The 24831-nt window shown below is 63.1% G+C and carries 22 protein-coding genes; 11 read left to right on the forward strand and 11 right to left on the reverse strand.

The genetic code is table 11. The annotated features are described in order from the left end of the window. Positions 1-85: 85 nt before the first annotated feature. Both QM596_RS16310 and QM596_RS16315 read right to left on the reverse strand, forming a co-directional pair. On the reverse strand, positions 86-1426 hold the full coding sequence (locus QM596_RS16310) for a hypothetical protein (RefSeq protein ID WP_283309435.1): 1341 nt from the start codon (positions 1424-1426) through the stop codon (positions 86-88). After that, on the reverse strand, positions 1419-2351 hold the full coding sequence (locus QM596_RS16315) for a GTPase domain-containing protein (protein WP_283309436.1): 933 nt from the start codon (positions 2349-2351) through the stop codon (positions 1419-1421). The genes QM596_RS16310 and QM596_RS16315 overlap by 8 nt, the downstream gene beginning before the upstream one ends. Positions 2352-2514: 163 nt before the next feature. Between QM596_RS16315 and trmB the strand changes: the two genes are divergently transcribed. The 3 genes from trmB to QM596_RS16330 are packed head-to-tail and all read left to right on the forward strand — an operon-like array spanning position 2515 to position 6909. Continuing rightward, positions 2515-3273 (forward strand): tRNA (guanosine(46)-N7)-methyltransferase TrmB, encoded by a 759-nt coding sequence (trmB, locus tag QM596_RS16320; protein ID WP_283309438.1) that lies wholly within the window; start codon positions 2515-2517, stop codon positions 3271-3273. Next, complete coding sequence (locus QM596_RS16325) at positions 3270-3977, forward strand: NYN domain-containing protein (RefSeq protein ID WP_003945733.1); 708 nt, start codon at positions 3270-3272, stop codon at positions 3975-3977. Before trmB ends, QM596_RS16325 begins: the two co-directional genes overlap by 4 nt. A gap of 10 nt (positions 3978-3987) precedes the next feature. Next, a complete protein-coding gene (locus QM596_RS16330) occupies positions 3988-6909 on the forward strand; it encodes an MMPL family transporter (protein WP_021343022.1) in 2922 nt (973 codons plus the stop codon). Here the strand turns inward: QM596_RS16330 and QM596_RS16335 are convergent. Then, complete coding sequence (locus QM596_RS16335; protein WP_283309440.1) at positions 6884-8731, reverse strand: DUF2339 domain-containing protein; 1848 nt, start codon at positions 8729-8731, stop codon at positions 6884-6886. The genes QM596_RS16330 and QM596_RS16335 overlap by 26 nt on opposite strands. Before the next feature lie 137 nt (positions 8732-8868). After that, positions 8869-9441 (reverse strand): TetR/AcrR family transcriptional regulator, encoded by a 573-nt coding sequence (locus QM596_RS16340; protein WP_019747106.1) that lies wholly within the window; start codon positions 9439-9441, stop codon positions 8869-8871. Positions 9442-9591: 150 nt separating this feature from the next. On the opposite strand from QM596_RS16340, the gene QM596_RS16345 reads away from it, so the two are divergent. Next, positions 9592-10119, forward strand: coding sequence for a cupin domain-containing protein (locus QM596_RS16345; protein WP_021333132.1), 528 nt, complete (start codon positions 9592-9594; stop codon positions 10117-10119). 35 nt (positions 10120-10154) lie between these two features. Further along, a complete protein-coding gene (locus QM596_RS16350; RefSeq protein ID WP_021333131.1) occupies positions 10155-10607 on the forward strand; it encodes a MaoC family dehydratase in 453 nt (150 codons plus the stop codon). Between the two features lie 4 nt (positions 10608-10611). Here the strand turns inward: QM596_RS16350 and QM596_RS16355 are convergent, their stop codons facing one another. Genes QM596_RS16355 through QM596_RS16370 form a run of 4 tightly spaced genes read right to left on the reverse strand, consistent with a single transcriptional unit; the run spans position 10612 to position 14404 of the window. Beyond that, the gene (locus tag QM596_RS16355) at positions 10612-11331 is read right to left on the reverse strand and encodes a DUF1707 SHOCT-like domain-containing protein (protein ID WP_029254571.1); all 720 of its coding nucleotides are present in this window, start codon (positions 11329-11331) and stop codon (positions 10612-10614) included. Positions 11332-11348: 17 nt separating this feature from the next. Further along, positions 11349-11981 (reverse strand): response regulator, encoded by a 633-nt coding sequence (locus QM596_RS16360; protein ID WP_047269712.1) that lies wholly within the window; start codon positions 11979-11981, stop codon positions 11349-11351. 28 nt (positions 11982-12009) lie between these two features. Further along, entirely contained in the window at positions 12010-13233 is a 1224-nt protein-coding gene (macS, locus tag QM596_RS16365) for a MacS family sensor histidine kinase (protein WP_283309441.1), read from the reverse strand. Then, positions 13226-14404 carry an AI-2E family transporter gene (locus QM596_RS16370; protein ID WP_019747101.1) on the reverse strand — a complete coding sequence of 393 codons (1179 nt, stop codon included), beginning with the start codon at positions 14402-14404 and terminating at the stop codon, positions 13226-13228. Before QM596_RS16370 ends, macS begins: the two co-directional genes overlap by 8 nt. 192 nt (positions 14405-14596) lie before the next feature. On the opposite strand from QM596_RS16370, the gene QM596_RS16375 reads away from it, so the two are divergent. Together QM596_RS16375 and QM596_RS16380 are read left to right on the forward strand one after the other, a co-directional pair. Then, entirely contained in the window at positions 14597-16075 is a 1479-nt protein-coding gene (locus QM596_RS16375) for an adenylate/guanylate cyclase domain-containing protein (RefSeq protein WP_003945952.1), read from the forward strand. Positions 16076-16084: 9 nt separating this feature from the next. Next, complete coding sequence (locus tag QM596_RS16380; RefSeq protein WP_069147045.1) at positions 16085-17191, forward strand: lysylphosphatidylglycerol synthase transmembrane domain-containing protein; 1107 nt, start codon at positions 16085-16087, stop codon at positions 17189-17191. On the opposite strand, the gene QM596_RS16385 is transcribed toward QM596_RS16380, so the two are convergent. Beyond that, entirely contained in the window at positions 17188-17868 is a 681-nt protein-coding gene (locus QM596_RS16385) for a FadR/GntR family transcriptional regulator (RefSeq protein WP_007734477.1), read from the reverse strand. The genes QM596_RS16380 and QM596_RS16385 overlap by 4 nt on opposite strands. Positions 17869-18031: 163 nt before the next feature. Here QM596_RS16385 and QM596_RS16390 point away from each other — a divergent pair, with 163 nt between their 5' ends. The 4 genes from QM596_RS16390 (at position 18032) to QM596_RS16405 (ending at position 22367) form a co-directional block, all read left to right on the forward strand. Continuing rightward, positions 18032-19768 (forward strand): 2-isopropylmalate synthase, encoded by a 1737-nt coding sequence (locus QM596_RS16390; protein ID WP_283309443.1) that lies wholly within the window; start codon positions 18032-18034, stop codon positions 19766-19768. Between the two features lie 78 nt (positions 19769-19846). Further along, complete coding sequence (locus QM596_RS16395) at positions 19847-20395, forward strand: YceI family protein (RefSeq protein ID WP_019747097.1); 549 nt, start codon at positions 19847-19849, stop codon at positions 20393-20395. Positions 20396-20459: 64 nt separating this feature from the next. After that, positions 20460-20837, forward strand: coding sequence for a DUF3054 domain-containing protein (locus tag QM596_RS16400; RefSeq protein ID WP_029537615.1), 378 nt, complete (start codon positions 20460-20462; stop codon positions 20835-20837). Between the two features lie 57 nt (positions 20838-20894). Continuing rightward, a complete protein-coding gene (locus QM596_RS16405; protein WP_019747095.1) occupies positions 20895-22367 on the forward strand; it encodes a peptide MFS transporter in 1473 nt (490 codons plus the stop codon). A 6-nt stretch (positions 22368-22373) separates the two neighbouring features. Here the strand turns inward: QM596_RS16405 and QM596_RS16410 are convergent, their stop codons facing one another. Continuing rightward, positions 22374-23111 (reverse strand): sulfite exporter TauE/SafE family protein, encoded by a 738-nt coding sequence (locus QM596_RS16410; RefSeq protein WP_003945554.1) that lies wholly within the window; start codon positions 23109-23111, stop codon positions 22374-22376. Between the two features lie 30 nt (positions 23112-23141). Next, entirely contained in the window at positions 23142-24821 is a 1680-nt protein-coding gene (locus QM596_RS16415; RefSeq protein ID WP_020906395.1) for an NTF2-like N-terminal transpeptidase domain-containing protein, read from the reverse strand. Positions 24822-24831: the final 10 nt, after the last annotated feature.

The following is a 24831-nucleotide window of genomic DNA, read 5'->3' on the forward strand; positions in this document are numbered from 1 at the left end:
ACCGTCCGCTCAGTATTACCAGACCCCGACGATCAGTCGTGGCCGAAATTGCCGCACTGTGGAGAACTCTGCACTCGCGAAATGATCAGTAGGCGGTGTTCAAAACGGCGAGGTCGCGCTCGCACGACGCGAGCTGACCCGATCTGGCCGCGGCGAGCTCACGAAGTTCACCGTCGATCTCCACGATTCGAGCCTGCGCCGACGCCAACTGCTCGCGACTCTCCGCCATGATCGCCGCTCCCAGATCCGCCTCGGCCTCGAGCAGCACGCTCTGCACTCGCTGCTCCCACTGAGCGCGAACCGCCGACATCGATTCGACGATCCACGACCTGGAGTGGGCACGATCGGCCGTCAGCCCGCGAGTTCGCGCCAACCACCACGCCGCGGCGCCACCCAGAATCAACGTCACGGGGATACTTGCGAACTCCAAGGCCGGAATCATTTCCAGCGGAGTCACTGCGATACGGCCGAGGCCGAGACCCGCGGACGCGCCGACAAGAATTGTCACCCGGTCCTCGTTTCCGCGCTGACGGCCCGGCAGGCCCTCCGGAATCTGCGGGGAAGGCATGTATCCGTTCGTCCCCGCAGATTCCACCGCTGCCGCCATCGCGGCGTCGAACACCCGGGTGTGGTGGTCGACCTCGTGCTGCAGTCGCGTCGGCACGCTGCCCAATTCGGCTCGCGAGGCCGTGTCGACCCAGGCACGTGCCCCGGCGACCGTCGCCCGGGTTGCCTCGGCGATTTGTTGTGACAGATCCCCGCGCGCTCGTTGCAGTCGGCTTCGCACCTGCACCAGGCGTTCGCCTCGCCGGCCGTCACGGTCTGCGAGCAGCTGCGATCGCTCTGCCCGCAGTTCGGCACCAGGAACACCGTCACGTAGATTCCGGATCTCCATCTCGATCATCCGGCGCGTCTGTGCGATGACTCCGGAATCCGAACCACCTGCTTCCCTCTCCCGTGCCGCCCGGCTCACGACCGCAACGAGTGACTGCTCCTGACCAGGCGCAATCGGGACCACGGGAGCCTGCGCAAAAGCGGTGCAGTGCGAAGCGAGAATCTCGGCATCACGCCGGCGCACCACCTGCCAGTCTCGATAGACGTCGACGCGGGTCAGCGCCACCACCACCGGGGTTCCGCTCGCCGCAGCGTCGCCGAGGAGAAGGAGATCCTCGCGTCCGATCACACTGGCGGCGTCGACGACCAGAAGTACGACGTCGGCGTCCACCTCGCGTGTCACTGACGAACAATCATCCGAAGCATCGAACATCTGCGCGACGTCTTCCCGTCCACACCTTGGTGGACCGACAACGTAAATGCGAGTGCCACTGGATGTTTCGGCGGCGACCCGACGACCCGGATCGGATGCCGGATTCCATCGCTGCACCACGCGCAGCACCGAATCCGGAAGTACCGAAACGCTATTCATCGGTCACCGCCGGGGCAGAGCGATCGCCTCCGAGCTGCGCCCACCGACGCACATACCCGCGTCGAATCAGTGAGACCCGTTGTTGCGGACACTGTTCCGACTCGTTCATGAGCTCGCTCCACCACCGGCTGCACGTGCCCGCGTCGTCAGCAGTCCGAGGATCGGGAGGTTCGCCTTGACGCAGGGCTCGAATTTCGGGGCTCATCATCGCCGCCGCGGCGCCGAACAACACCGCGGAGTCCGAACTCAGATACAACTCGATCTCGTCCCTGCCCGCAGCGCTGCGCGAGGCAGATCGCCTCAGCGCCGGGCCGATCTGCTCGACCCGGCCCCACCACTGCGCCTCCAGAACAGGTCCGAGAGCCGCGAACAACTCTTCGACGCCGCGCCCGGTCAGTGTCTCCACCGGAACCGTGGGCACGCCGACGTTCTCCGAGATTTCCGCCGCCCGTCCCAGCGCCTCGTCCCAGCGCGGACCGAACAAGTCAGCCTTGTTCGCAGCGACGACCACACGATCGGAAACTCGAGCAATGGCTCGGCCGTCGACGTCGCGGACCGCGTCGACCACCACGTAGACAACGCAACGACGACCCAGATCGGGGTTCGACGTTCCAGGGACATCGAATGCCCTCGACTCGGTCACCACAACCGGTGCGCCGACAACTCTGCGCGAGAACCGGTCGTCGCGCCCCAGGATTCGCGCCAACGACGACCGCCCCACCCCGGCCCGTCCGGCGACCACCAGCTCGAGCGGCGCAGTCAGCGATCCGAGCACCGAGTGGACCGCCTCTGCGGCTCCCGAATCGATCGACGTCAGCCGATATGCCAGAGCGCGCAGCTGATCGATCGGCTCCGAGCAGGCGTCGTCGATCGATTCTGCGGGCAACATTCGTGACCACTCACGGCATGCAAATCCTGTGTTCATCCCCACCCCACGTCCCCATCGTGTCGGTGAGATTCTGTCAGGTTCTCGGCAAGGACGGCAGGTGACACCGCCCTTTCGCCGACAGTCCGAAGTCGACGGTTTCAGGACTTTCCGTGGAAAGTCTCAACTCAAACTTCAGACCCGTCTGCGCTAAACGGGGGTCATGCGTGACAATGGGTTCGTGAACGAAGCCGATCAGCATGCACCGCAGACCCCTGACACGGGGCAGACGGACCACACCAAGGGGTCCCGTCTCCATCCGAGAGTGACCAGCTTTCGCTCTCGCCGGGGTGCGCTGACCGACGCACAGCAGCAGGCTTGGGACCGTCAGTGGCCGCTCATCGGCGCCGACGTCTCGGACACACCGCTCGATGCGAACGCCTGGTTCGGACGTGAAGCACCCCTGATCATCGAGATCGGTTCGGGTACCGGCACCGCGACGGCCGCAATGGCCAAGGCGGAACCGCACGTGAACCTGATCGCGATCGAGGTGTACCGCCCAGGGCTCGCGCAGCTTCTCCAGCAGGTCGAACGCGAAGAAATTCCCAACGTCCGCGTACTGCGCGGTGACGCGATGGACGTACTCGAGAACATGGTCGCCCCCGAATCGCTGACGGGCGTCCGGGTGTTCTTCCCGGATCCGTGGCCCAAGGCCCGCCATCACAAGCGTCGCCTCCTGCAGGGGCCGACGTTCTCGCTGATCGCCAACCGTCTCAAGCCTGGCGGAGTGCTGCACGTGGCAACCGATCACGCCGAGTACGCCGAATGGATCGAAGAAGCCGGCGATGCCGAGCCGCTGCTGACCGCACTCGACTGGGAGTCTCCGATGACCCACGAGCGTCCGGTCACCAAGTTCGAGGACAAAGCCCATAAGGTCGGAAGTGCAATCACCGAGCTTATATGGGGGAAGATCAGAGCATGAGCGTCAGCGAACAGCTATCCGACGACGTGACGTCGTCGGAATCTCCTCTCGACTTCGGTCGTGACTCCCGCCACCCCAAGCGGGTGCTTCTGGTCTGGGACGCCCCTAACCTCGACATGGGCCTCGGCGCCATCCTCGGTGGCCGGCCTACCGCCGCCTACCGGCCACGATTCGACGCTTTGGGTCGTTGGCTGCTCTCTCGCACCGCCGAACTGTCCGCACAGAACAGCGGCACGCTCGAGCCTGAAGCGACCGTCTTCACCAACATCGCGTCCGGCAGCGCCGACGTCGTTCGTCCTTGGGTCGAAGCCTTGCGTAACGTGGGTTTCGCGGTGTTCGCCAAGCCGAAGGTCGATGAAGACAGCGATGTCGATTCGGACATGCTCGAGCACATCGCGCTCCGGTACGGCGAGGGCCTCGCCGGAATCATGGTCGCGTCCGCCGACGGCCAAGCGTTCCGCGAACCTCTCGAGGACATCGCAGCAACCGGTATCCCGGTCCAGGTTCTCGGGTTCCGTGAACACGCCAGCTGGGCTGTGTCGTCCGATATCTTGGACTTCGTCGATCTCGAGGACATCCCAGGTGTCTTCCGTGAGCCTCTGCCACGGGTAAGCCTGGACACCCTGCCCGACGAGGGCGCCTGGTTGCAGCCGTTCCGACCGCTTTCTGCCCTGCTCATCGGGCGAAAAAGTGTTGCCGAGTAGGAGTTGATCAGTGTTCGCCAGCTGGGGAAGCATCGTCTATCGAGCCCGCTTCACCGTCATCGCTGTCATGGTGGCGGGGCTCCTCGGGCTCGCTGCGTACGGCCTGAGCCTGCAGGATCATCTCAGCCAGAGCGGCTGGGACGATCCGGGGTCGGAATCGGTAGAGGCTGCCAAACTCGCTGACGGCACGTTCGGACGCAGCACGACGGGTGACGTTCTGGCGCTGTACACGGCGCCGGAGGGCAAGACCGTCGACGACCCCGAGTTCCAAGCTAAGGTCATCGACAATCTGCAGCGGCTCGTCGCCGACAACCCCGACCAGATCATGAAGATCAACGGCTCGTACTTCAAGGTCGACAACGGTCTCTCGGTGGCGGCCCTTGCGGACAAGACCAAGCAACACGCGGTCACCAGCATCGCGATCGCCGGCGACAACGACACCGCGGTGTCCAACAACTTCCGCGACGTCGAGTCGCAGTTCTACATCGACGGCGTCGACGTGCAGCTGGCCGGCCTGCAACCTGTCGCGAATTCGCTCAACGACACGATGGCCAACGACATCAAGCGCATGGAAATGCTCGCGATTCCCGCCGTCGGTGTCCTGCTGTTCTTCGTCTTCGGTGGCGTCGTCGCTGCGGCCCTCCCGTTGATCGTCGGCGGTCTGACCGTCATCGGCGCCAACGGCATCATTCGACTGATCACCAACTTCACCGAGGTCAACGCGTTTGTTGCGCCCGTGGTCTCTCTGGTCGGCCTGGGTCTCGCGATCGACTACGGACTGTTCATCGTCAGCCGTTTCCGAGAAGAGATAGCCGAGGGGTACGACACCCCGACCGCAGTACGCCGAACGGTCATGACGGCGGGTAGAACGGTCATGTTCTCGGCGACCATGGTTGCCGTCAGCCTCGGCGGTCTGCTGTTGTTCCCGCAGGGCTTCCTCAAATCGGTGGCCTACGGCGCCATTGCTGCCGTCATGCTTGCCGCGATCTCGTCCATCACGATTCTTCCCGCGATTCTCGGCATTCTCGGCAAGCGGATCGACGCGCTGACCTTCAAGAAACTGCGCCAGACCAAGACCAACGAGGAAATCGAGAACGGTTTCTGGGGCAAGCTCACCCGCTGGGTCATGCAGCATCCGCTCAAGGTCGCGGTCCCGATCGTCGCGGCTCTACTGCTGATGATCATTCCGCTGACGGGCATCAAGTTCGGCGGTATCAACGAGACGTACCTGCCCCCGGACAGCCCCACGCGTGTCGCGCAGGCGCAGTTCGACGAACTCTTCCCCGGCAATCGCACCGAGCCCGTTCGACTCGTCATCGAGGGAGCGGACAACACCACTCTCGGTCAGATTTCCAAGACCGCAAACGCTGCGCCGGGTCTGGTCGAGAAGTTCACCCCGGAGGTTGCGACCAAGGACGGTGTCAACGTCCTCAAAGCCGGTCTGACCGAGCGCAACGAGGCACGTCCCACCATCGACTATCTGCGATCCGCGGATTGGCCCGAGGGCACAACTGTGCTCGTCGGCGGTACTCCGGCCATCGAGCAGGACAGCGTCGACGCGTTGCTCGACCGTCTGCCGCTGATGGTCGTATCGGTCATCCTGCTGACGACGCTGCTGATGTTCTTGACGTTCGGTTCGCTCGTCCTGCCCATCAAGGCTGCGTTGATGAGCGCGCTCGGCCTGGGTTCGACGCTCGGAATCTTGACCTGGATCTTCATCGACGGGCACGGTTCCGGTCTCTTGAACTTCACGCCGGGACCGATCATGTCTCCCGTCCTGGTGTTGATCATCGCGATCGTCTACGGCCTGTCGACCGACTACGAAGTGTTCCTGCTCTCCCGCATGGTCGAAGCGCGAGCGCAGGGCGCGAGTACTACCGAATCCATCCGAATCGGCACGGCACATACCGGCCGGATCATCACCGCTGCCGCACTGATTCTGATCGTGGTCACCGGTGCATTCGGCCTGTCCGATCTGGTGATGATGAAGTACATCTCGTACGGCATGATCTCCGCGCTGATCATCGACGCCACACTGATCCGAATGTTCCTGGTCCCCGCGACCATGAAACTGCTCGGCGACGACTGCTGGTGGGCCCCGGCCTGGATGAAGCGGATCCAGCAGAAGATCGGGCTGGGTGAGCCGATCCTCGACAACGAACTTGTGCTCGCAAACGTCCCGCAGATCGCGCCCGTCGGTGCGATCGCCGGACCGGGTCAGCCGCGCAAGATCGAAGCGGCCTCGCGGGTCATGCCGCCGCCTGCCCCGGCTGCACAGCCGGAAAGCGGACCTCGTGTTCCCGATCCTCTCACCGAGCCCATTCCGCTCAGCGAAATGACGATCAAGGCACCGAACACGGATACACCTGCCGCGGAGAAGCCGGCACCGCGACGTCGTCTCGATATCGGGAGTGCAGCCAGCGCGCCCCAGAACTTGATCGAGGCACCGGTCCCCAATCCTTCGTACCGACCGCAACCGAACACCACCGACAAGCGGAGAAACCCGACGCCCGCTGCGCCGGCCGAGCGTCCCATCGAGAGTTGGTTGTCGGACCTGCGGGCTCGGGAACAGACTCCCCCGGCCTCACGGCCGCTGCCGGTGGTCCGGACGCCTTCGCGTACTAACGGTTCGGCAAGCAGCGGTTCAGGTACCAACGGCTCGAGCCGGAATGGCTCTGCAAACGGTGCTACCAACGGTTCTGCAACAAATGGCGCTGCAACAAATGGCGCTGCAACAAACGGCTCGGCCCCGACCTCGGTGGAGGCGACCCCCCAGTCGCCGCCTCCACCGATCGCTCCGGAGCGTCGTCCCACCGAGCCCCGAGTCTCGGATGCCTCTGACGGCGACGACAACGCCACCGGCAGGCACCGACCTGACGACGCAGGCGCCATCAGTGTCAGCGAGCTCATCGCTCGCCAGAAGCGGAGCTGACCTGCTCCTGCTTGGCGAAGGCTCGTGCATAACGAGTCCCGACCAGCAGGAGCAGCAAGCCGACCACCAGGAAGGCAGCGCTGCGCACCAGCCCACTGAGCGTGGCCAGGTCGAAGAGGAACAGCTTGGCCACTGCCGCGCTGGTGAGAGCAAGACCAGCTCCGAGCAAAACGCGAGCATGCTGACGGTTGTTCAGGCCGAGCACCAGCGCTGACGTGGCGGCAAGCATCCAGACGATGGTTGCAACGCTGTGCCCGGCAACAAATCCGGTTGCACTGTCGAAGATTTCGACGCCGGATGAGACGAGCGCACACGTCACCGCGTAGAGGACACCAAACCCTGCGGCCGCCCATAGAACCGCTGCATTCGAATCGGCGATCAACTTCAGTCGGTGAATCGCCCACACCAGCATCACCAGTGCACCTATCGCCGTCAGGCTCGAGAGTGCCGTGATCGCACCGAGTTGCATGGATGCGGCACGGGCAGTCGTCAACGCTTCCGGCGGAACCGTCGTGAGGTATCCGATCGATCCGATTGCCGCAAAGGCGGTTCCGAGGGCGAAGACGAAGCGCGAACCTGCATACAGCGAGACTCCGAGGAAGATCATGCCGACGGTGAGGACCAGCGGTACGACCAGAGATTCCGTCGCCCCGGACAAGCAGCACAGCAACAATGCGAGAGCGCCGGTTGCGCCCAGTCCGAATCGCAGTTGCGTCGGCAAAGGCTTGGCTGCCGCTGCAGCGGAAAGTAGTAGTAGCGCAGCAATTCCGTACAGCACTGCGGATTCGGTGCGCCCGAGCACGGCCCCGACGCTCATCAGCGGAAGGGACGAGACAACAAAGGTAGCGGTGGACCACGCCCCGGCAACTCCGCCGCGCGAGGGCGAACCCGTCCACTGCATAGCCATCGCGCAGCCCGCGCCCACTATTGCAACCACGCCGGCACTGATCACCAATTGCACTGCACTGTTACCGGATTCGCTGAAGATGGACTCCGACGCTATCGCTACGAGCAGCGCGAGAACCACCGGTACTGTGCGCGCCATGCCCAGGTACTTCCAGTCACGACCGAGTTGGGCGGAGAACGTCGCCGACTGGATCGCGAAGAGGAAACCGATGAGAGTCAACGATATTCCCGACGTCAACACGGGAGCCAGCACCGCTGCGCCCAGAACGATCATGAGCGCCAGTGATTCGGAATCCCATTTCACCCCCAAAGCAACGCCGGCCGCGGCAATCCCGAAGGCAATAACCACCGCGAGCGGCGTCGTCACCCAACCGTAGAGAACAGAGGCAGCGACGACGTCGAGGTACATTCCCGCAAAACCGGTGGCAGCCAGAGCAATTGCCCCCACTTTGCCGCCTGGTCGTCCGTGGACCCGCACTCCGGCAAACACCAAGGCGCCGGAAAGGAGTGCGCCAACGAGCACCCGGAGCGGCGGCCCGAAGAATCCGGCCTGCGCTGCAAGTACCAGCAGCATCACGACGCCGATCAGTGTGACGGCTACACCGGCGGCGGCCAGGAGTCGACTGATGACACCGTCGCGTTGCCACCAGGGCTGGCGAGGTGCGGCAACCGGATACGTCGGCGGCTGCCAGGTGGGCACGTTCTGCTGAGGACGCATTGGCGGCATCTGTGGCGCCGGAGCTGCGGGTGCAGGAACTACCGGCATGGGCGGGGGCACAGTAGCCGAGGCCAGCTGAGTCTGCAGGATCGACAGGTTCTGGCCCATGTGGCGCAACTGCCGGCCGATGCTGTCGCACTCGGCCGAGAGGGCGGTCACCAGTCGCGGATCGACGGCGGGAGAGCTCGGTGTGGTCATGGCTACGAGCTTGCTGCGTGGCCGAGCCGATCAGATGAGTAGTACTACTCGATCAGCCTGGGGAGTTCTCGTATTCAACTGAGGACATCTTCGACTGACGGCACCATCGACCGACTGCATCATCGACCGACAGGGAACTATCGCCGAGGCGCTGCATTCCGCAATCGTTCGGAGAGCAACCGACCCGAAGTGTGAAGCGGAGCGGGATCCTGACGCGCCCGAGCGAGGACAAGCGCGCCCTCGAGTGCGGACAAAGCGAGAATTGCCTCGGACTCTGCGTCTTCGCGGGACCAACCGTCGGCTTCGAGGCGCTGAGCCAGCAGCCCCAGCCACGAGTTGTACCCGTCCGCACAAGCACCACGGATGACCTCGGATTCGGTTGCGGCATCCAGTGTTGCCGTAGCCAGGGCGCATCCACGTTCGTAGTCCGAATCCGACAAACGCGCAGCCAGTGCGGCAGCAAATGCCGAGATCGCGGTGGCGGCATCGGGTGAGCTCTCCAGGAGATGCCGGATGAAATCGGCCATTGCCTCACCGCGTCGCCTCAGAGCCTCGCCTGCGAGTTCTTCCTTGCCACCGGGAAAGTGAAAGTACAAGGACCCCTTGGTGGTCGCGCTCGCCGAGAGCACTTCCGACACACCCGTTCCCGCGTACCCCTTCCGCTGCAACAAGTCGGCAGCGGCATCGACCAACAAATCCCTCGTAGACATAAGTTCAACATACCGATCAGTACACATATGGACAACACTTGAAGCGCATAAATAGCCAAAACCTTGCATCACTAGACCGATTGGTACATGATTCGAGAATCGAAACCGGAGCGCAGCCAACGACGCTCACGACGGCAAAGGACCAAATCGATGTCACCGAATTCCGCAAACCACACCACGACGACCGTCCTCGGGCCGGACGTAGATCTTGCCGGGACTCTCGCTTCCACCGGCGTCCGGATGATGGTTCGAAGCAAACAAACCGAGGGAGGATTCTCTCTTGTACAACACCGCATCGCTCCGCATTCGATGACCTCACCGGTCCATCGCCACAGCCGCGAAGACGAGTACACGGTGGTTCAAAGTGGCCGCGTCGCAGCGATGGTCGGAGACGAGGTCGTCTACGCGGAGACTGGCGCCATGATCTTCAAACCGCGTGGCCAGTGGCACGCCGTGTGGAATCCCGACGACGCTCCAGCACGGATTCTCGAAATCATCACGCCCGGAGGGATGGAAGACCTGTTCGAACTGATGCCGAAACTACTGGCCGAAGCAGGTTCCGCCGCGGAATCGGTTGCAGCGCGGGTAGAAGCAGATTTCGGGATCGAATTCGATCTCGTTGCCACCGCCGAGATCGCACAGACGCACGGTGTGGGATTCGGCATCGAAAGTCATTGACCGACTGCCAGCACCTACCGATCAAAGGAAGATTCATGCTTGTACTCACCGGAGCAGAAGACCTCAGCGCCAACCTGAACCAAGAGTTGGGCGTCAGCGACTGGCACGATGTCACGCAGGAGTCCATCGACGAGTTCGCCCGGGTCACCGGCGACGATCAGTGGATCCACGTCGATGAGGATCGCGCGAAGGAGTCACCGTTCGGTGGAACGATCGCACACGGCAACTACACGCTCTCACTCGGACCCATGTTCTCGTATGCGATGTTCTCGCTCGAGGGTTTTGCGTTTGCTCTCAACTGCGGATTCGACAAGGTCAGGTTGCCTGCTCCGCTTCCGGTTGGCTCTCGCGTCCGCATGCGTGCGACGTTGAGCAAAGTCGAACCGATCAATGGCGGCGTCCAGATCACGGTGACGCAGACATTCGAACGAGAACACGGTGACAAACCCGTGTGCGTCGCCGAGATGTTGACCCGCGCGTATCACTGAAAGGTCAGGAGCCGAACATCTTTCGGATCGTGGTACCGAAGGGATGCTTCGCGGTGACACTGCCGAATCGCACCTTGCCGTGCACCACCAGATGCAGCGGGCCCATCTGCGGGCCGGAACGAACCTTGTTCGACGCGCTTCCTCCGACTGCCTCGACACCGTTCATGTCCACCGTCGCCTCTTCGGGAACGATCAGTGAAATCGAACTGGCGTAGTCGTCGATCGAGATGTTCACGACCTGCGTCTGCATCACAGCGCGCGTGAAATCGATAGTCACACTGGACATTCTGGTATCGACCACGACAGCGGGAGGAACGATCCATGCGCCGTTTCGCGTCACCGTCGCCATTCGTCCACGAATCACGGCAGCATTTGCCGTTCCGTAGTTACCGACAACCGGAGCGCCGACGGGAGCGCGGTAAGGCGGGCTCGGGTGAACCGGCGGCGGTTGGGGTTGGTACGTCGGCGCAGGATACGGCTGGCCTTGGTACATCGGCTGACCTGCATTGGGATACGCGGGTGGGTCGTAGTCGGAGATCAGCGTGATGCCCGGAAGATCGGCGAGAACCGAGTTGAGCTCACCTCGCGTCTTTGCAGCCAAGGCAGTGTCCATGCGCTCGGTGAACTCACCGAGCGAGAGCATCCCTTGACCGACAGCTTTCTGCAGCAGCTCGCCGACGTGCTCTCGTTCGGCATCGGATACGCGTAGATTCCTGGCCTCCATGATTTCCAGGATAAACGTTATTCGAGACCTTGTTCTATTGCGTATCGCGTGAGCTCGACGCGATTGGCCAACTGAAGCTTCCGAAGCGTTGCCTGCACATGGTTTTCGACGGTCCGGTGGCTGAGCGAGAGCCTCGTGGCGATCTGTTTTGCGCTCAGCCCCTTGGCGACAAGACGGAGCACTTCGGTCTCACGGTCGGTGAGCCGAGGCAGCTCGGGTGCGCGATCGTCGGCCGGTGCCGTCGACATCCGGCGGTACTCGCCGAGCACCAATCCGGCGAGGCCGGGTGTGAAGACGGCTTGTCCGTCGAAAGTCGCTCGCACGGCCTCGAGAAGTTCCGCCACCGAAGCACTCTTGACCAGGTAACCCGACGCTCCGGCTTTGACCGCGTCGAGGACGTCGTCACGCTCGGCGGAGGCCGAAAGCACCAGTACCTTGCTCTTCGGCGAAACCTCGAGCACCGCGGTGGTGGCGTCGGCACCGTTTCCGTCCGGCAGGTTCATGTCCATCAGAACCACGGCCGGTTGCACGGCGGCGGCTCGGCGGCGCGCACTCTCGACACCCTCCGCCGTGGCGCTCACGGTGAAGCCCGCGGCTTCGAGGTCCCGGGAGACACCGTCGCGCCACATCGGGTGATCGTCGACGACCATCACCGTCACCGGATTCTCGCCCTTTTCGTCAGCCACGCTCACTCTTCCCCTTCGGAATGTTGATCTCCCATTCGGTGCCCTCCCCCGGCCCCGTTTGCAGGACTGCAGTTCCGCCGAGCACCTGTACTCGACCGAGAATGGACTTCGATACTCCCATGCGGCCTTCGGCCTCGGCCTGCGCCAAGCGACCTTCGGGGATTCCGACGCCGTCGTCGCGGACACTGACGATCACCTCGTCCGGCAGATCTTCGAGCAATACGTACGCCTTCGCCGCAGGACCGGCGTGAAGCCCGACATTGGACAGGGCATTGTCGACGATGGCTGCCAGTTCGATGGCTCGATCACGCTCGATCACGACGGGGTGCGCGGGCGTCGACACCGACACCGACGTGCTGGCCTGCGTGGTCAGCAGCGGACACAGATCCACTGTCTGTCCGCCGACATCTGCCGCGGCACCCGAAACCTGCTCGGAAATCAGCATTCTCAACGCGACCTCCTGCTCGCCTGCCAGCGCGGCCAGCTCAGCTGCCTCGCCGCCGAGTGCGGCTCCTCGCCGGCGCACCATCGCCAGAACCTGCAGGACACCGTCGTGTACTTCGCGTGCCAAACGTTCGCGCTCTTCGGTAGCCGCCGCCAGACGTACGGCCTGCTCGAGTTGTCGATGCGAGCGCCGAGCGGTGGTGGTGGCCAAGCCCAACGCCAGACCAACCGAGACGAGCACGGGAGCCGTCGCATCGCGCCAGAGGTCCAGGTTGACCTGGTCGCGGATGATCGCGCTGGCCGCCGAGATGACAACTCCGGACGCCATACCGAGCCACGGCCCGCCGAGAATTGCCGCGGAGATGACCGCGTTGGTGGCCCACAGCGTGGTGGGGAGCGTCTGGTGATTCTGATACCACTCGTGGTCGGAGACCAGCCTCGTCGACGCCATCAGCAAGATGACGACCACCTGATCGGCGATCACCACCTGGTACCTCGGAAGCGTCTTACCGAACAGAGCACCGGAAGTTCCGAGCAACAGCGCCGACACCCCGGTCCACACGGCCATCAGAGCGACGAAGAACCAGCTGAGCCGGGAGTTGGTGTAGTCGGAGGCCGAAGCGAACTGGTAGCTGATCGCGTACACCAGCGTGACGAGGCGAAATGCCTGCGCCGCCCGCCACAGCGGGGCATCAGGGTCGGTGTCGACGCCCGACGCCTCGCGAACGGTCGGCTGATAGTGCAGCCGACGACGGCGGGTGGGCTCAGTCATCGGGAGGAGTGGGGTTCACGATGCGAGGCTCGGCGCGCGGCTCGTCGGGTTCGGCGGGGAACAGTGGGGTCTCCGGATCTTCGACGTGCAGTTCGGCGTACGCGATGTCCGGGTCGTCGGCGAGGAGGGAACGAATGGCGGTATTCAGAACCGCGACGATCGGAACAGCCAAGAGCCCGCCGACGATTCCGGCGAGGACGATGCCCGTTGTAATGGCGAGAACGACTGCCAGCGGATGCAGGCGAACAGCGCGACCCAACAACAGCGGTTGCATCACGTGCGCTTCGAGCTGCATGACGCCGATGATGATGCCGAGGACGATCAGTGCCGTCAGGAAACCCTTCGTGACCAGAGCGACAAGCACCGCGAGAAAACCGGTCAGAAATGCACCGACGATCGGGATGAACGCGCCGATGAACACCAACGACGCCAGCGGCAGGGCGAGCGGCACCCCGAGGATCGCCAGGCCGGCACCGATACCGATCGCGTCGGCGGCGGCAACCGCGACCGTGGCGCGCACGTAACCGATCAGCGACCCAAAACCTGCAGAACCGGCGATCCGCACCCGACGACGCGCGTCGGTGGGAACGATCCGGGTGACGAACTGCCAGATCTGGTCGCCGCCGTAGAGGAAGAAGATGAGAGTGAACAGCGTCAGCAATGCCCCGGTGAAGATCTCGCCGATGACTGTCGCCGTGGTCAAGGCGCCGCTGGTCAGGGACTCACGATTGGATTGCACCGACTTGACGACCGAATCACCAGCCTGGCGGATCTGATCCTCGCTGAAATGCAGCGGTCCGCTGGTGAGCCAGTTCTGAATCTGCGTGACGCTGGCCGTGAACTGGTCGGTGAGCTGGGGCAACCCGTCGATGAACTGCTCGACGACAAACGTCATGATTCCCGCGACCAGTCCGATCGAGGCAAGCAGAACGACGATCACAGCTGCCGAGCGAGGAACTCCCCACACCTGTAGCCGATCGACAACCGGAATCAACAGAGCCGATGCCAGTAGAGCCAGCCCCACCGGGATGAGCACGGTCTCGAGGCGCAGAACCACGTATCCGAGAACCAGTAGCCCGGCAAAGATCACGATGAGGCGCCACGACCATTCTGCCGCGATACGCACGCCCGGATGCACCGCCCGAGCGTCGGCGGAGATGGGTTTGTTCATCCTCGAAGCTCGCTCCGCACGCCCCCTGTTTGCGTTCACCTCGCGAGCCTAACCGGACCGGCCGACACAGGTGAGCGGACCAATAATCGGACGCGCGTACCGACACTTCGAGCTCTGCCAGCTAAATTGAACCCTGTGCGGGCCTCATACAGAGCAATAGCGGTGACCATCCGCAGCCGGTGGCCCCTCTATATGCTCTCCATGCTCGCAGCCAATCTGATCGGCGCGGTGCTGGTCTTTGCCTTCGTCCGGTACGGTGTGCCGATCCAGGAGTCCGACGCGATAGTTGCCGACCGTGTCCGCAACTTCGCGATCTTCGGCGTTTACCTGGCATTCGCCGGTGCCGTCAGCCTCACCGCGGCGGCAATGATGTTGAAGTCGGTCATCCGTTGGCGGCTGCGCGGGGGTCCGCCGACGAGATCCGAGCAGATGGCCGCACTGCACGCGCCGCTTCGCCAGGCCATCGTCCACCTGGTGCTGTGGATTCTGGGCGGCATCATCTTCGTGTTCCTGACCATCACCGAGATGCCAGGACTCGCGATCGCGGTGATCGTGACGGTCTGTATGGCCGCGACCACGACCTTCGGGTTCACCTACATGCTCGGTGAGCGCATTTTGCGTCCGGTCGCCGCCCAGGCCTTGAGTGAGGGCGAATTCGATCGGACCATGGCGCCGGGCGTCGGAACCCGGCTGGCGATGACCTGGGGACTCGGCACGCTGATGCCCGTCGCAGGCATCATCTTGCTGTGCTCGACGCAGCTCACGACCGATCTCGAGTTCTCCCCCGACTCGCTCGCGTGGGCGATCCTGCTCATCTCGATCATGGCGATCGTGCAGGCCTTTGCACTGTCGATGCTGACGGCTACTCAGATCTCCGATCCGATCCGACAACTGCGACGCGCCATCGAGCGAGTGCAGCGCGGCGCCACCGACGTACGCGTCGAGGTGTTCGACGGCAGTGAGATCGGCCGGCTACAGGTCGGATTCAACCGCATGATGAAAGAGTCCGACGAGCGTCGCCTGCTGCGTGAGCTGTTCGGTCAGCACGTCGGCGAGGACGTGGCCCGGCGCGCGCTGAAGTTCGGTACCGAACTGGGCGGCGAAACTCGATTCGTGGCAGTTCTGTTCGTCGACATGGTCGGGTCAACCGGTGCCGCGGCCGAGCGCCCGCCGGGCGAAGTGGTCGAACTGCTCAACGAGTTCTTCCGTGTGGTCGTCGACGTCATCGATCGCCACCACGGTTTTGTCAACAAGTTCATGGGTGATGCGGCGCTCGCCATCTTCGGTGCACCACTCGATCGACCCGACGCTCCGACGGCAGCTCTCGCGGCTGCTCGCGAGCTGCGGTTCAAGCTCAACGACATCACCGGCCTGGACGTCGGTATCGGCGTGAGCGCGGGGCTCGCGGTCGCCGGCAACATCGGTGCTGCCGAACGTTTCGAGTACACCGTGATCGGCGATCCGGTCAACGAAGCATCACGGCTCACCGAGCTCGCGAAACTTCGGCCCAGCCGAGTGCTGGCGTCGACGAGCGCACTGTATTTCGCCGACGAAGAGGAACAGGCCGAGTGGGAACTCGGGGAGCAAGTCCAACTGCGTGGACGCCGACGACTGACGCATCTGGCGTGGCCCGAAAAGTATCCAGAGGTCGATCCGGATCAAATTGGTTAGGGTGAGTCGATGGCTCAGCCTGGAAACACCCCACGGCGACTGAGACGACCACGCTCGCCCGTGGCCGAGACCAGTCGGGCCAGAGGGCGCTACTGGTGGCTGAAGTGGGTGCTCGGGATAGCGCTCATCGCCCTCCTGATAGCCGAAGGCGCATATCTCTGGCCCAGGCTAAGTGAGGCCTGGCGGGTCCTGACCGAAATCCATTGGGGTTGGGTGGCCGCGTGCGTCGCGGCCCAACTCATTTCACTCAGCGGTTACGCGTCCGTTCAACAACGTCTGCTCAACGCCGCTGGTGTAGTTGCCGGTCACCTCAAGAACCTCTCGGTCATCTATGCCAGTACGGCAATGGCGCTGACGTTGCCTGCCGGCCAGGTCTTCTCCACTGCATTCACGTACAAACAGACTCGAAAGTGGGGGGCGACGCCGGTTGTCGCGTCCTGGCAGTTGGCAATGTGCGGTGTCATCGCCGCCGCGACGCTGGCACTACTCGGCGCTACCGGCGCAGCGGCGTTCGGCACCAAGGTCAGCCCGGTGACGCTCACAATTTCGATCGTGGGCATGGCAGCACTGTTTCTGGCGTTGCGATACATAGCCCAGAATCCCGGCAGCATCGAGCGCATCGGACACCGAGTTCTGGCGCTGTACAACCGTTCTCGCAATAACCCGACCGGACGCGGTATGCACCGTTGGTCCGAAATCCTCAAGCAACTGGATTCGGTCGAGCTCAGCCGCACCGACTCGGTCATCGCATTCGGGTGGTCGGCCATCCATCGTGTCGCCGATGTCGCTTGTTTGGGTTTCGCATGCTGGGCGGTGGGCGCGGAACCCTCCTTCGCGGGGCTCCTGATTGCCTTTACCGCCGCCAAAGCAGTCGGCAGCATTCCGCTGCTTCCCGGCGGGCTGGGCTACGTGGACACCGCACTGATCACCGCGCTGACGATCGCCGGTGCCAGTGGACCGCAGGCGATTGCGGCATGGCTTGTATATCGGTTGGTCAGCTTCATCATGGTCGCTGTCGCCGGTTGGATCGTCTTCTTGATCACGTTCCGTGCAACCCACCACGAAGACCTCGAGATGGATCTCGAGTTCGAACGTCGAGAACAACCCGGCGTCTAGCGTCGCAACGCTGCTGCCATGTCGTCAAGGTGGGCCCGGCTGATCCGTACCGCTGCCTCCGCGTCACCGGCTTCGATGGCGTCCACCAACATTCGATGCTCGTCCGCATCCGGCTGACTGTGTGGATGCAGGTCCAGAACCGCGATCAACTCGATCAACGCGGCCCGCAGGCGCGGCACAAAAGTCTCGAAGAGTTCCGACAGCACGGGATTGTGTGCCGCATCCACCACTGCCCGGTGGACCGCAATGTCGGCGTCGACGAAGGCTGCGTCCCCGGAATGGGCGGCAGCAGTTCTACCGTCGAGCGCCTGCCGCAGAGCCGCGACGTCAACGGCATCGCGGCGCTGCGCTGCGAGGCGAGCCGCTTCGATCTCGACCGCGTTTCGCACCTCGACGACATGAAGAATCGCCTCGGCTTCGAGCACGCGCGGCCACTGATCCGGAGGCGTCGTACTCCGTAGGAAGACGCCGGCACCCTGTCTCGATTCGAGCATGCCGAGGCCCGCGAGGGTCCGCACCGCTTCCCTGATGGTGGACCGACCGATACCCAACTGCGCAGCCAAAGTGGTTTCACCTGGAAGTTTGGCACCGACTTCCCATTCACCGCTCACGATCCGCGCTCGCAGCAACTCCGCAGCCTGGTCGGTGAGCAGCCGACGCTCGACGATCGGTGACACGTGAACTCCTCAGGTTGTCTGATAAGTGATTTCGTTCTAGTGTAGCCCGCATGGCTACAGGAGCACTCCTTCTCGACTGCCGCGGCGGGGCCTGACAGACCGGCACCCCTCCGCGGGGTTTCGCCATGCCGGTCTCTCGACTCGACCGCAGGAGAAACCGAAGATGAGTACTACCCGCGCCAACCGCTGGAACAACCAGAAGCCGTCACCCATGCCGTCCGAGCGCTATCGCGCCGCGTGGGATCGCGTCGACATTCCGACCTTCGACCGAACGTGGCCGTCCAATCGCACCACCGCGGCGCCCCTGTGGGTGCCCGTCGATCTGCGTGACGGCAATCAAGCCCTCGCAGAACCGATGGACCCCGAACGCAAGCGCCGAATGTTCGAACTGATGGTGGCGATCGGCTACAAGGAAATCGAGGTCGGCTATCCCTCTGCGAGCCAGACCGATTTCGATTTCGTTCGCGACCTGGTGCGGTTCGATCTCGTTCCCGACGACGTCACCGTCGTCGTATTCACCGCCGCGCGTACGGATTTGATCGAACGGACGTACCAGTCGATCGAGGGACTGCCGAACGCGGTCGTCCACATGTACACCGCGACTGCGCCGACGTGGCGAAACGTGGTTCTCGGCAAAGAGCGAGAAGAGTTGCACGACATGATTTTCCGCGCGGCGCAGGACGTGGCCCGTGGCGGCGAAGGCCACGACGGGTGGCGATTCGAGTTCTCCCCCGAGGTCTTCAACCTCACCGAACCCGATTACATCCTGCAGGTCAGCAACAGCCTCACCGAACTCTGGGACGCCAGTCCCGACCGCCCGGTCATCCACAACCTGCCTGCCACAGTCGAAATCGCCACCCCCAACATCTATGCCGACCAGATCGAATACATGCACCAGAACCTGGCCCGACGCGATTCGGTGATTCTCTCGGTCCACCCGCACAACGACCGCGGCACCGGGGTTGCATGTGCCGAACTGGCAGTGCTGGCCGGCGCGCAGCGCGTCGAGGGATGCCTGTTCGGCAACGGCGAGCGCACGGGCAACGTCGACCTGGTCACGCTGGGGCTGAATCTGCATGCACAGGGCGTCGATCCGGAAATCGACTTCTCCGACATCGACAAGATCCGTCGAACGGTGGAGTACTGCAATCGAATTCCCGTCCACGAGCGCCACCCGTACGGCGGAGATCTCGTGTACACGGCATTTTCCGGAACCCACCAAGATGCGATCAAGAAGGGCTTCGCCCATCACTACGAGAGTGCGGAGGCTGCCGGCGTCGATCCGGGATCGGCGCCGTGGGCAGTCCCCTATCTGCCGATCGACCCCGCCGACGTCGGCCGCGATTACCAGGCGGTGATTCGTGTGAACAGCCAGTCGGGCAAAGGCGGAATCGCTTATCTGTTGCAGACCGAGTACGGGGTCGAACTCCCCCGGCGCCTGCAAATCGACTTCGCCTCGCGGGTGCAGCTCGAAACCGACGACTCGGGCACCGAAATGACCGCCGACCAGCTGTGGAAACTGCTGCTGCGCGAGTACGGGTACAACGGAGGAGTGCGTCGGTACTCACTGGAACACACCGCCGACGGTGATCAGTTGTTCATCGCCATTGATCGCGACGGACGCGAGGTCACCGCCGCCGCGAGTGCGTCCGGGCCGGTCGAGGCATTGAGCAAGATCCTGACGGAACAGGGCTCGGCCATCGAGGTCGTCTCGCTCACCCAGCATTCACTGCCCCGCAACCCGACGTCTTCCGGTAGTGCGAATTCGGCAGTCACCATCGCAGAATGCGTGGTGAACGGCGAAGGGCGCTGGGGCATTGCGGTGCATCAGTCGGTGACAGCGTCGGCGCTTCACGCGGTCTATGCCGCCAGTACAAACACTGTGATGCAGCTCACATGATCTTGCGGAAGGATTTCCAGGAGTCCATAGTTGAAGCTACAAGAACTTGAACATTCAACTACTTATTCAGGAGCTTCCATGACCACCGCAACCTTGCCCACATTGACCGCCGGAACCTGGGTCATCGACACCGTCCACTCCACTGTCGGATTCTCGGTTCGCCACCTCATGGTTTCCAAGGTTCGTGGAACGTTCGACGAGTTCTCGGGAACGATCACCGTTGCCGAAGACGGAACCCCCGCCGTCGAGGCCGAGATCTCCGTGGACTCCATCAACACCAAGAACGAGCAGCGCGACGGCCACATCAAGTCCGCTGACTTCTTCGACGTCGAGAAGTTCCCGAAGGCCACCTTCAAGTCCACCGCAGTGCGCTCCAAGGGCAGCGACTTCGTCCTCGCCGGCGACTTCACGCTCCACGGCGTCACCCGCGAGGTCGAGCTGAACCTCGAGTTCAACGGCGTCAACCCGGGCATGGGCCAGGGCCCCGTCGCCGGATTCGAAGCCACCACCGTCATCAACCGCAAGGACTTCGACATCTCCATCGAGATGCCCCTCGAAGGCGGCGGAGCAGTTGTCGGCGACAAGATCACGATCACCCTCGAGATCGAAGCCGGCCTCCAGGCCTAACAGCACCGTGCGCCTTTATTAACCGCCCGCGGTTAATAAAGGCGCACAGTCGTATGGTGTGAGCGTGAAGAAGTACGCACCATTCCTGCTGATCGACGCCATTCTTGTCATAATCTTCTGCGCGATAGGGCGCCGTACCCACGAAGAAGCCAATGCGCTCGCCGGTCTGGCGAAGACATCGTGGCCCTTCCTGACCGGCCTGGTGATCGGATGGGCTGCCACGTTCGCGCTGTACCGCGACAAGTTCAATGCCGTTCTCCTTCTTCCCACCGGCATTGTCGTTTGGCTCGGCGCCGTCGTCATCGGCATGATCCTGCGAGTGTTGAGCGGCCAGGGCACCCAGTTCAGCTTCATCGTCGTCGCGACGCTGGTCCTCGGCGCGTTCCTTCTCGGTTGGCGCGCACTCGCTCCGCTGGTAGTGAAAATCCGCACCAAGTCGTAACCAAACTCCACGGCTCGGAACCACCCGAAATGCCCGAGCACGTAGGACACTTTTCGAATGAGCAACACTACGGAGCCCGTCGAACGTAGCGAGAAAGAAGACCGGGGGTTCTTCGGCCAACCCTTTGCGCTGGCGAACCTGTTCGGCGTCGAGATGTGGGAGAGATTCTCCTTCTACGGGATGCAAGGCATCCTCATCTACTACCTGTACTACAGCGTCAGCGACGGCGGCCTCGGAATCAGTCAGGCGGCAGCGACCAGCATCGTCGGCGCATACGGCGGCACCGTCTATCTGTCGACGATTCTCGGCGCGTGGGTGGCCGACCGACTTCTCGGCTCCGAGCGCACGCTCTTCTACAGCGCTTCGCTGGTGATGGCCGGCCACATCGCCTTGTCGGTTCTTCCTGGCATGTGGGGTGTGGGTGTCGGCCTGGTCATGGTCGCCTTCGGCAGCGGCGGCTTGAAGGCCAATGCGACCTCTCTGGTCGGAGACCTATATTCCGAACAGGACAATCGCCGCGACGCCGGATTCTCCATCTTCTACATGGGCATCAACATCGGCGGTCTTGTCGGTCCACTGCTCACCGGAGCCGTCCAGGACGCCTGGGGATTCCACGCCGGTTTTGCTCTCGCCGCCGTCGGCATGGCTCTCGGCCTGATCCAGTACACGCTGGGTCGGAAGCATCTTCACGGAATTGGAGCCGAGCCCGGCAACCCGTTGCCCGCGGACAAGCGTGCGCTCTACATCGGGATCGGCATTGCCGCGATCGTCGTAGTCGCGGTTGCCTCGATCACCGGTTTGATCACCGCGGACAACATGTCCGACGTCGTTGTCGGACTCACGATCGTCGCGTCGGTCGGTTACTTCCTCCTCATGCTCACCAGCAAGAAGGTAACCAAGGTCGAACGCAGTCGAGTCTTTGCATTCATCCCGATGTTCATTGCGAGCGCGGCCTTCTGGTCGCTGTTTCAGCAGCAGTTCACCACCGTGCCGGTGATCTCCGACAAACTCCTGGACCGCAATCTCTTCGGTTGGGACTTCCCGCCGACGTGGGTGCAGTCGATCAATCCGGTGTTCATCATCATCTTTGCCGGTGTGTTTGCAGCGATGTGGACAAAACTCGGTGACCGTCAGCCGTCGTCGCCGATCAAGTTCGCGCTCGGTACCGGCACGATGGGTCTGGCGTTCCTGGCATTCATCCCGATCACCGGTGGCGGACCGAACAGTGCACCGCTCCTCGGCCTTGCCGGAGTGCTTCTGCTCTTCACCTTCGCGGAACTCTTCCTGTCCCCCGTCGGCCTTTCTCTTGCAACCAAACTCGCGCCCGAGCATTTCCACACCCAGATGGTGGCATTGTTCTTCTTGTCCGTTGCATTGGGTTCTTCGATGGCGGGAACCTTGGCCGGTTACTTCGACATCGACGACAGTCGCCCGTTCTTCCTGATCATCGGTTTCTCGTCAATCGGAATCGGAGTGCTTCTTGCTCTTGCCTCGCCCTGGATCAAGAAGCTGATGCAGGGTGTGAAGTAGACGGTCTCACTTCACCCACAACCACAGAGCCAACACGAATCCCGCTATCGCTACTGCCACACGCAGTACCGATGGCGGGATTTTCTTGACTACGGGCGGGCCACACCAACCTCCGGCCAACGCTCCGAGCGCCATCGCCAACGCGGCCACCCAATGCACCTGTCCGGAGAAGGCGAAGATGAGTGCAGCCACAAGATTGGCAATGCCGAGAAAGAAGCTCTTCAGGATCGTTGCACGCCACACCGTTTCGGACGTGAGGATGAGCGTCGCGGCCAGGAAGATGACGCCGGCACCGGCACCGAAATAGCCGCCGTAGACCGCGACGGCAAACAGTGCGGCCGAGTAGATTCCGGGACGGTCACCGCCGCCGGACAACTCACGAATCTTCGGTTGCAGTAGCAACGCGAGCGAGGCGAACACAACCATTGCCGGCACGACGGATTCGAACGAACCTTCCGGTGCCAGCCACAGAATCAGGGCACCGATGATGCCACCGGCAGCCGAATAGAGAGACCAGCGAACAAGTTTCGGACCCGTGTCGGCAACTTCACGGGACGAGTTCGCCAATGCGCCGACGCCCACGGCCACCAACGCGACGGTATTGGTCATGTTCGCGCTGACCGGCGAGAGCCCGACGCTCAGCAGCGCCGGATACGAAACGATCGATGCGAGACCGGTGACAAAACCGACTAGACCGCTGAAGAATCCCGCTACGACGAGGAAAAGGAAATCGAGCAGGTTCACGAACCAGGAATCTACCCGCGGTGCCTGGTACTACTTGTCGGCAGGCTTGCCGAGTTCCTGGAAGAGCTTGTCCGTCATCTGCATTGCTCGATCGCCGCCGTCGGCGTCTGCGACGAACACTGCAAACGCGAAGTCTCCGCGTGATCCGTAGAACCAGCGATCGTCACCGCTCGCTGCACCGGCCGCCATCATGTCCGGGTACCCGGCGAGTCCGCCGGCCCCTCGCATGGCGTCGCGCAGACGATTGTTCACGTCGCCGGGCAATGCCGTCGGTGTGACGTCGGCGGTAGCCGGTTGTCCGAAGACCATCATCGGCAGCGGGGCACTGCCGCGGGCGATCGATGCCGCGAGCATCGCCATTCCGAACGGAGTCACTGTCGGCGCGTCCGAGTCGTTGGACGTCTTGTTGGCCATGACGTTGTTCATCGCCTGGTCCACGCCGGGGCGGTTCGCGGCAAGTACTGCCGTCTGCTGATCGAGTCCCTGAATGTGGAAGCCGTTGCCGAGCCCGAGTTGCTGCCCGGTGTCGGCCAACTGTTCGGGTGACACAGATCCCGGGTCGACGCCGTTCTGCATCGACGATGCGAGGCGGACCAGATCGAGGGCGCCGCCGGCCGGGCGCAACCCGGTGAATGCGATCGGGCCCTGCTCGATGGCCTGATTGTTCTGTGCGGCAGCCAGAATGGCGCCGTCCGACGGGCGGATCGCGACGATGGCGGCGGGAGTACCTGCACTGACGACGGCTTCGATCGCAGCGAGTTGAGCGTGCGAATCGAGGGTTGCGGCGACGTCGGGGCCGGGAGGTCCTTGGAAGCCGGCTTGCTTGATCGGGAATCCGTTGGACTCCACCAGGTTGACCGCCCAACCGGCGGTGGCGTCGCGATTGGCCTGCCACACGGTCCGAAGCGGGTCCAGGAGCGGCGAGTTGATACGACGATCGGAGGCGATCAGCTTGGGTGTCTTGACCACGACGACGCCGGGGATTGCAAAATCGCTTTCCAGGTACGCGTAGTCGGGATCGCGGAGCAGTACGGCGGTGACGGGCTTGCCCGGGTTGGCCGCGAGGTCGGCCAGCATCGACTCCGAGGTCACCAACGGTGCGACGGGCTCGAGAACTGCGGCGAGGCGACGAGTGGTGTCGACGGGGTCCGGCATGGTCGTCGGGTCGAGAGTGATCGCGTTGATGGTCTGCTCGTTCATGAGCAGGGTGCCCGTGCTGTCGACCACCTTCGGGGGCGCTGCGTCGGTGCGGGTGTACGAGACGGTGCGCCCGTTTCCGAGGTCGGGAACCAGGACTGACGGGTCCCAGGACACCCGCCAGCCGACGGAAAGATCGCGAACCTCGCCCTGCGACTGGTAGCTCCAGTCCTTGCCTTCGCCGAAGTTCCAGGACGCGTCGAGGGTGAAGAGTCCGGAGTCGCTACCCAGATCCATGACCTGAGCGACGTCGAAGTCGGTGGACTTGGCAGCCAGTCCGTCGAACATCTGCTGGATCGAGGGCCGGGCCGCGTTGGGGTACGACGTGAGCGCCGCTGCAGCTTCGGCGTCGTGGTTGTTGAGGGCGGTGACGAAGTCTTCCACCACCGAAGCGGCGTCGGTTTTCTTCTCCCCACCGATGACACATGACGCGAGCGCCACTGTCAGAACGACAGCAGTTATCGAAGCAACGACATATTTTCCACGACGGTTGTGCTGTCCTCCGGGCCCCATGCATGTAACT

The sequence above is a fragment of the Rhodococcus sp. IEGM 1406 genome (genome assembly GCF_030056745.1).
In the GTDB taxonomy this organism is placed as follows: Bacteria; Actinomycetota; Actinomycetes; order Mycobacteriales; family Mycobacteriaceae; genus Rhodococcus_F; species Rhodococcus_F erythropolis.

Excerpts from the sequence above, each read along its gene's own strand:
- QM596_RS16340 (WP_019747106.1), bottom strand. The coding sequence starts at position 9,441 with ATGTCTACGAGGGATTTGTTGGTCGATGCCGCTGCCGACTTGTTGCAG.
- QM596_RS16380 (WP_069147045.1), top strand. The coding sequence starts at position 16,085 with ATGGCTCAGCCTGGAAACACCCCACGGCGACTGAGACGACCACGCTCG.
- QM596_RS16405 (WP_019747095.1), top strand. The coding sequence starts at position 20,895 with ATGAGCAACACTACGGAGCCCGTCGAACGTAGCGAGAAAGAAGACCGG.
- QM596_RS16370 (WP_019747101.1), bottom strand. The coding sequence starts at position 14,404 with ATGAACAAACCCATCTCCGCCGACGCTCGGGCGGTGCATCCGGGCGTG.
- QM596_RS16360 (WP_047269712.1), bottom strand. The coding sequence starts at position 11,981 with ATGGTCGTCGACGATCACCCGATGTGGCGCGACGGTGTCTCCCGGGAC.
- QM596_RS16415 (WP_020906395.1), bottom strand. The coding sequence starts at position 24,821 with ATGGGGCCCGGAGGACAGCACAACCGTCGTGGAAAATATGTCGTTGCT.
- QM596_RS16355 (WP_029254571.1), bottom strand. The coding sequence starts at position 11,331 with ATGGAGGCCAGGAATCTACGCGTATCCGATGCCGAACGAGAGCACGTC.
- QM596_RS16310 (WP_283309435.1), bottom strand. The coding sequence starts at position 1,426 with ATGAATAGCGTTTCGGTACTTCCGGATTCGGTGCTGCGCGTGGTGCAG.
- QM596_RS16375 (WP_003945952.1), top strand. The coding sequence starts at position 14,597 with ATGCTCTCCATGCTCGCAGCCAATCTGATCGGCGCGGTGCTGGTCTTT.
- QM596_RS16315 (WP_283309436.1), bottom strand. The coding sequence starts at position 2,351 with ATGAACACAGGATTTGCATGCCGTGAGTGGTCACGAATGTTGCCCGCA.
- QM596_RS16395 (WP_019747097.1), top strand. The coding sequence starts at position 19,847 with ATGACCACCGCAACCTTGCCCACATTGACCGCCGGAACCTGGGTCATC.
- QM596_RS16390 (WP_283309443.1), top strand. The coding sequence starts at position 18,032 with ATGAGTACTACCCGCGCCAACCGCTGGAACAACCAGAAGCCGTCACCC.
- QM596_RS16350 (WP_021333131.1), top strand. The coding sequence starts at position 10,155 with ATGCTTGTACTCACCGGAGCAGAAGACCTCAGCGCCAACCTGAACCAA.
- macS (WP_283309441.1), bottom strand. The coding sequence starts at position 13,233 with ATGACTGAGCCCACCCGCCGTCGTCGGCTGCACTATCAGCCGACCGTT.
- trmB (WP_283309438.1), top strand. The coding sequence starts at position 2,515 with ATGCGTGACAATGGGTTCGTGAACGAAGCCGATCAGCATGCACCGCAG.
- QM596_RS16345 (WP_021333132.1), top strand. The coding sequence starts at position 9,592 with ATGTCACCGAATTCCGCAAACCACACCACGACGACCGTCCTCGGGCCG.
- QM596_RS16325 (WP_003945733.1), top strand. The coding sequence starts at position 3,270 with ATGAGCGTCAGCGAACAGCTATCCGACGACGTGACGTCGTCGGAATCT.
- QM596_RS16335 (WP_283309440.1), bottom strand. The coding sequence starts at position 8,731 with ATGACCACACCGAGCTCTCCCGCCGTCGATCCGCGACTGGTGACCGCC.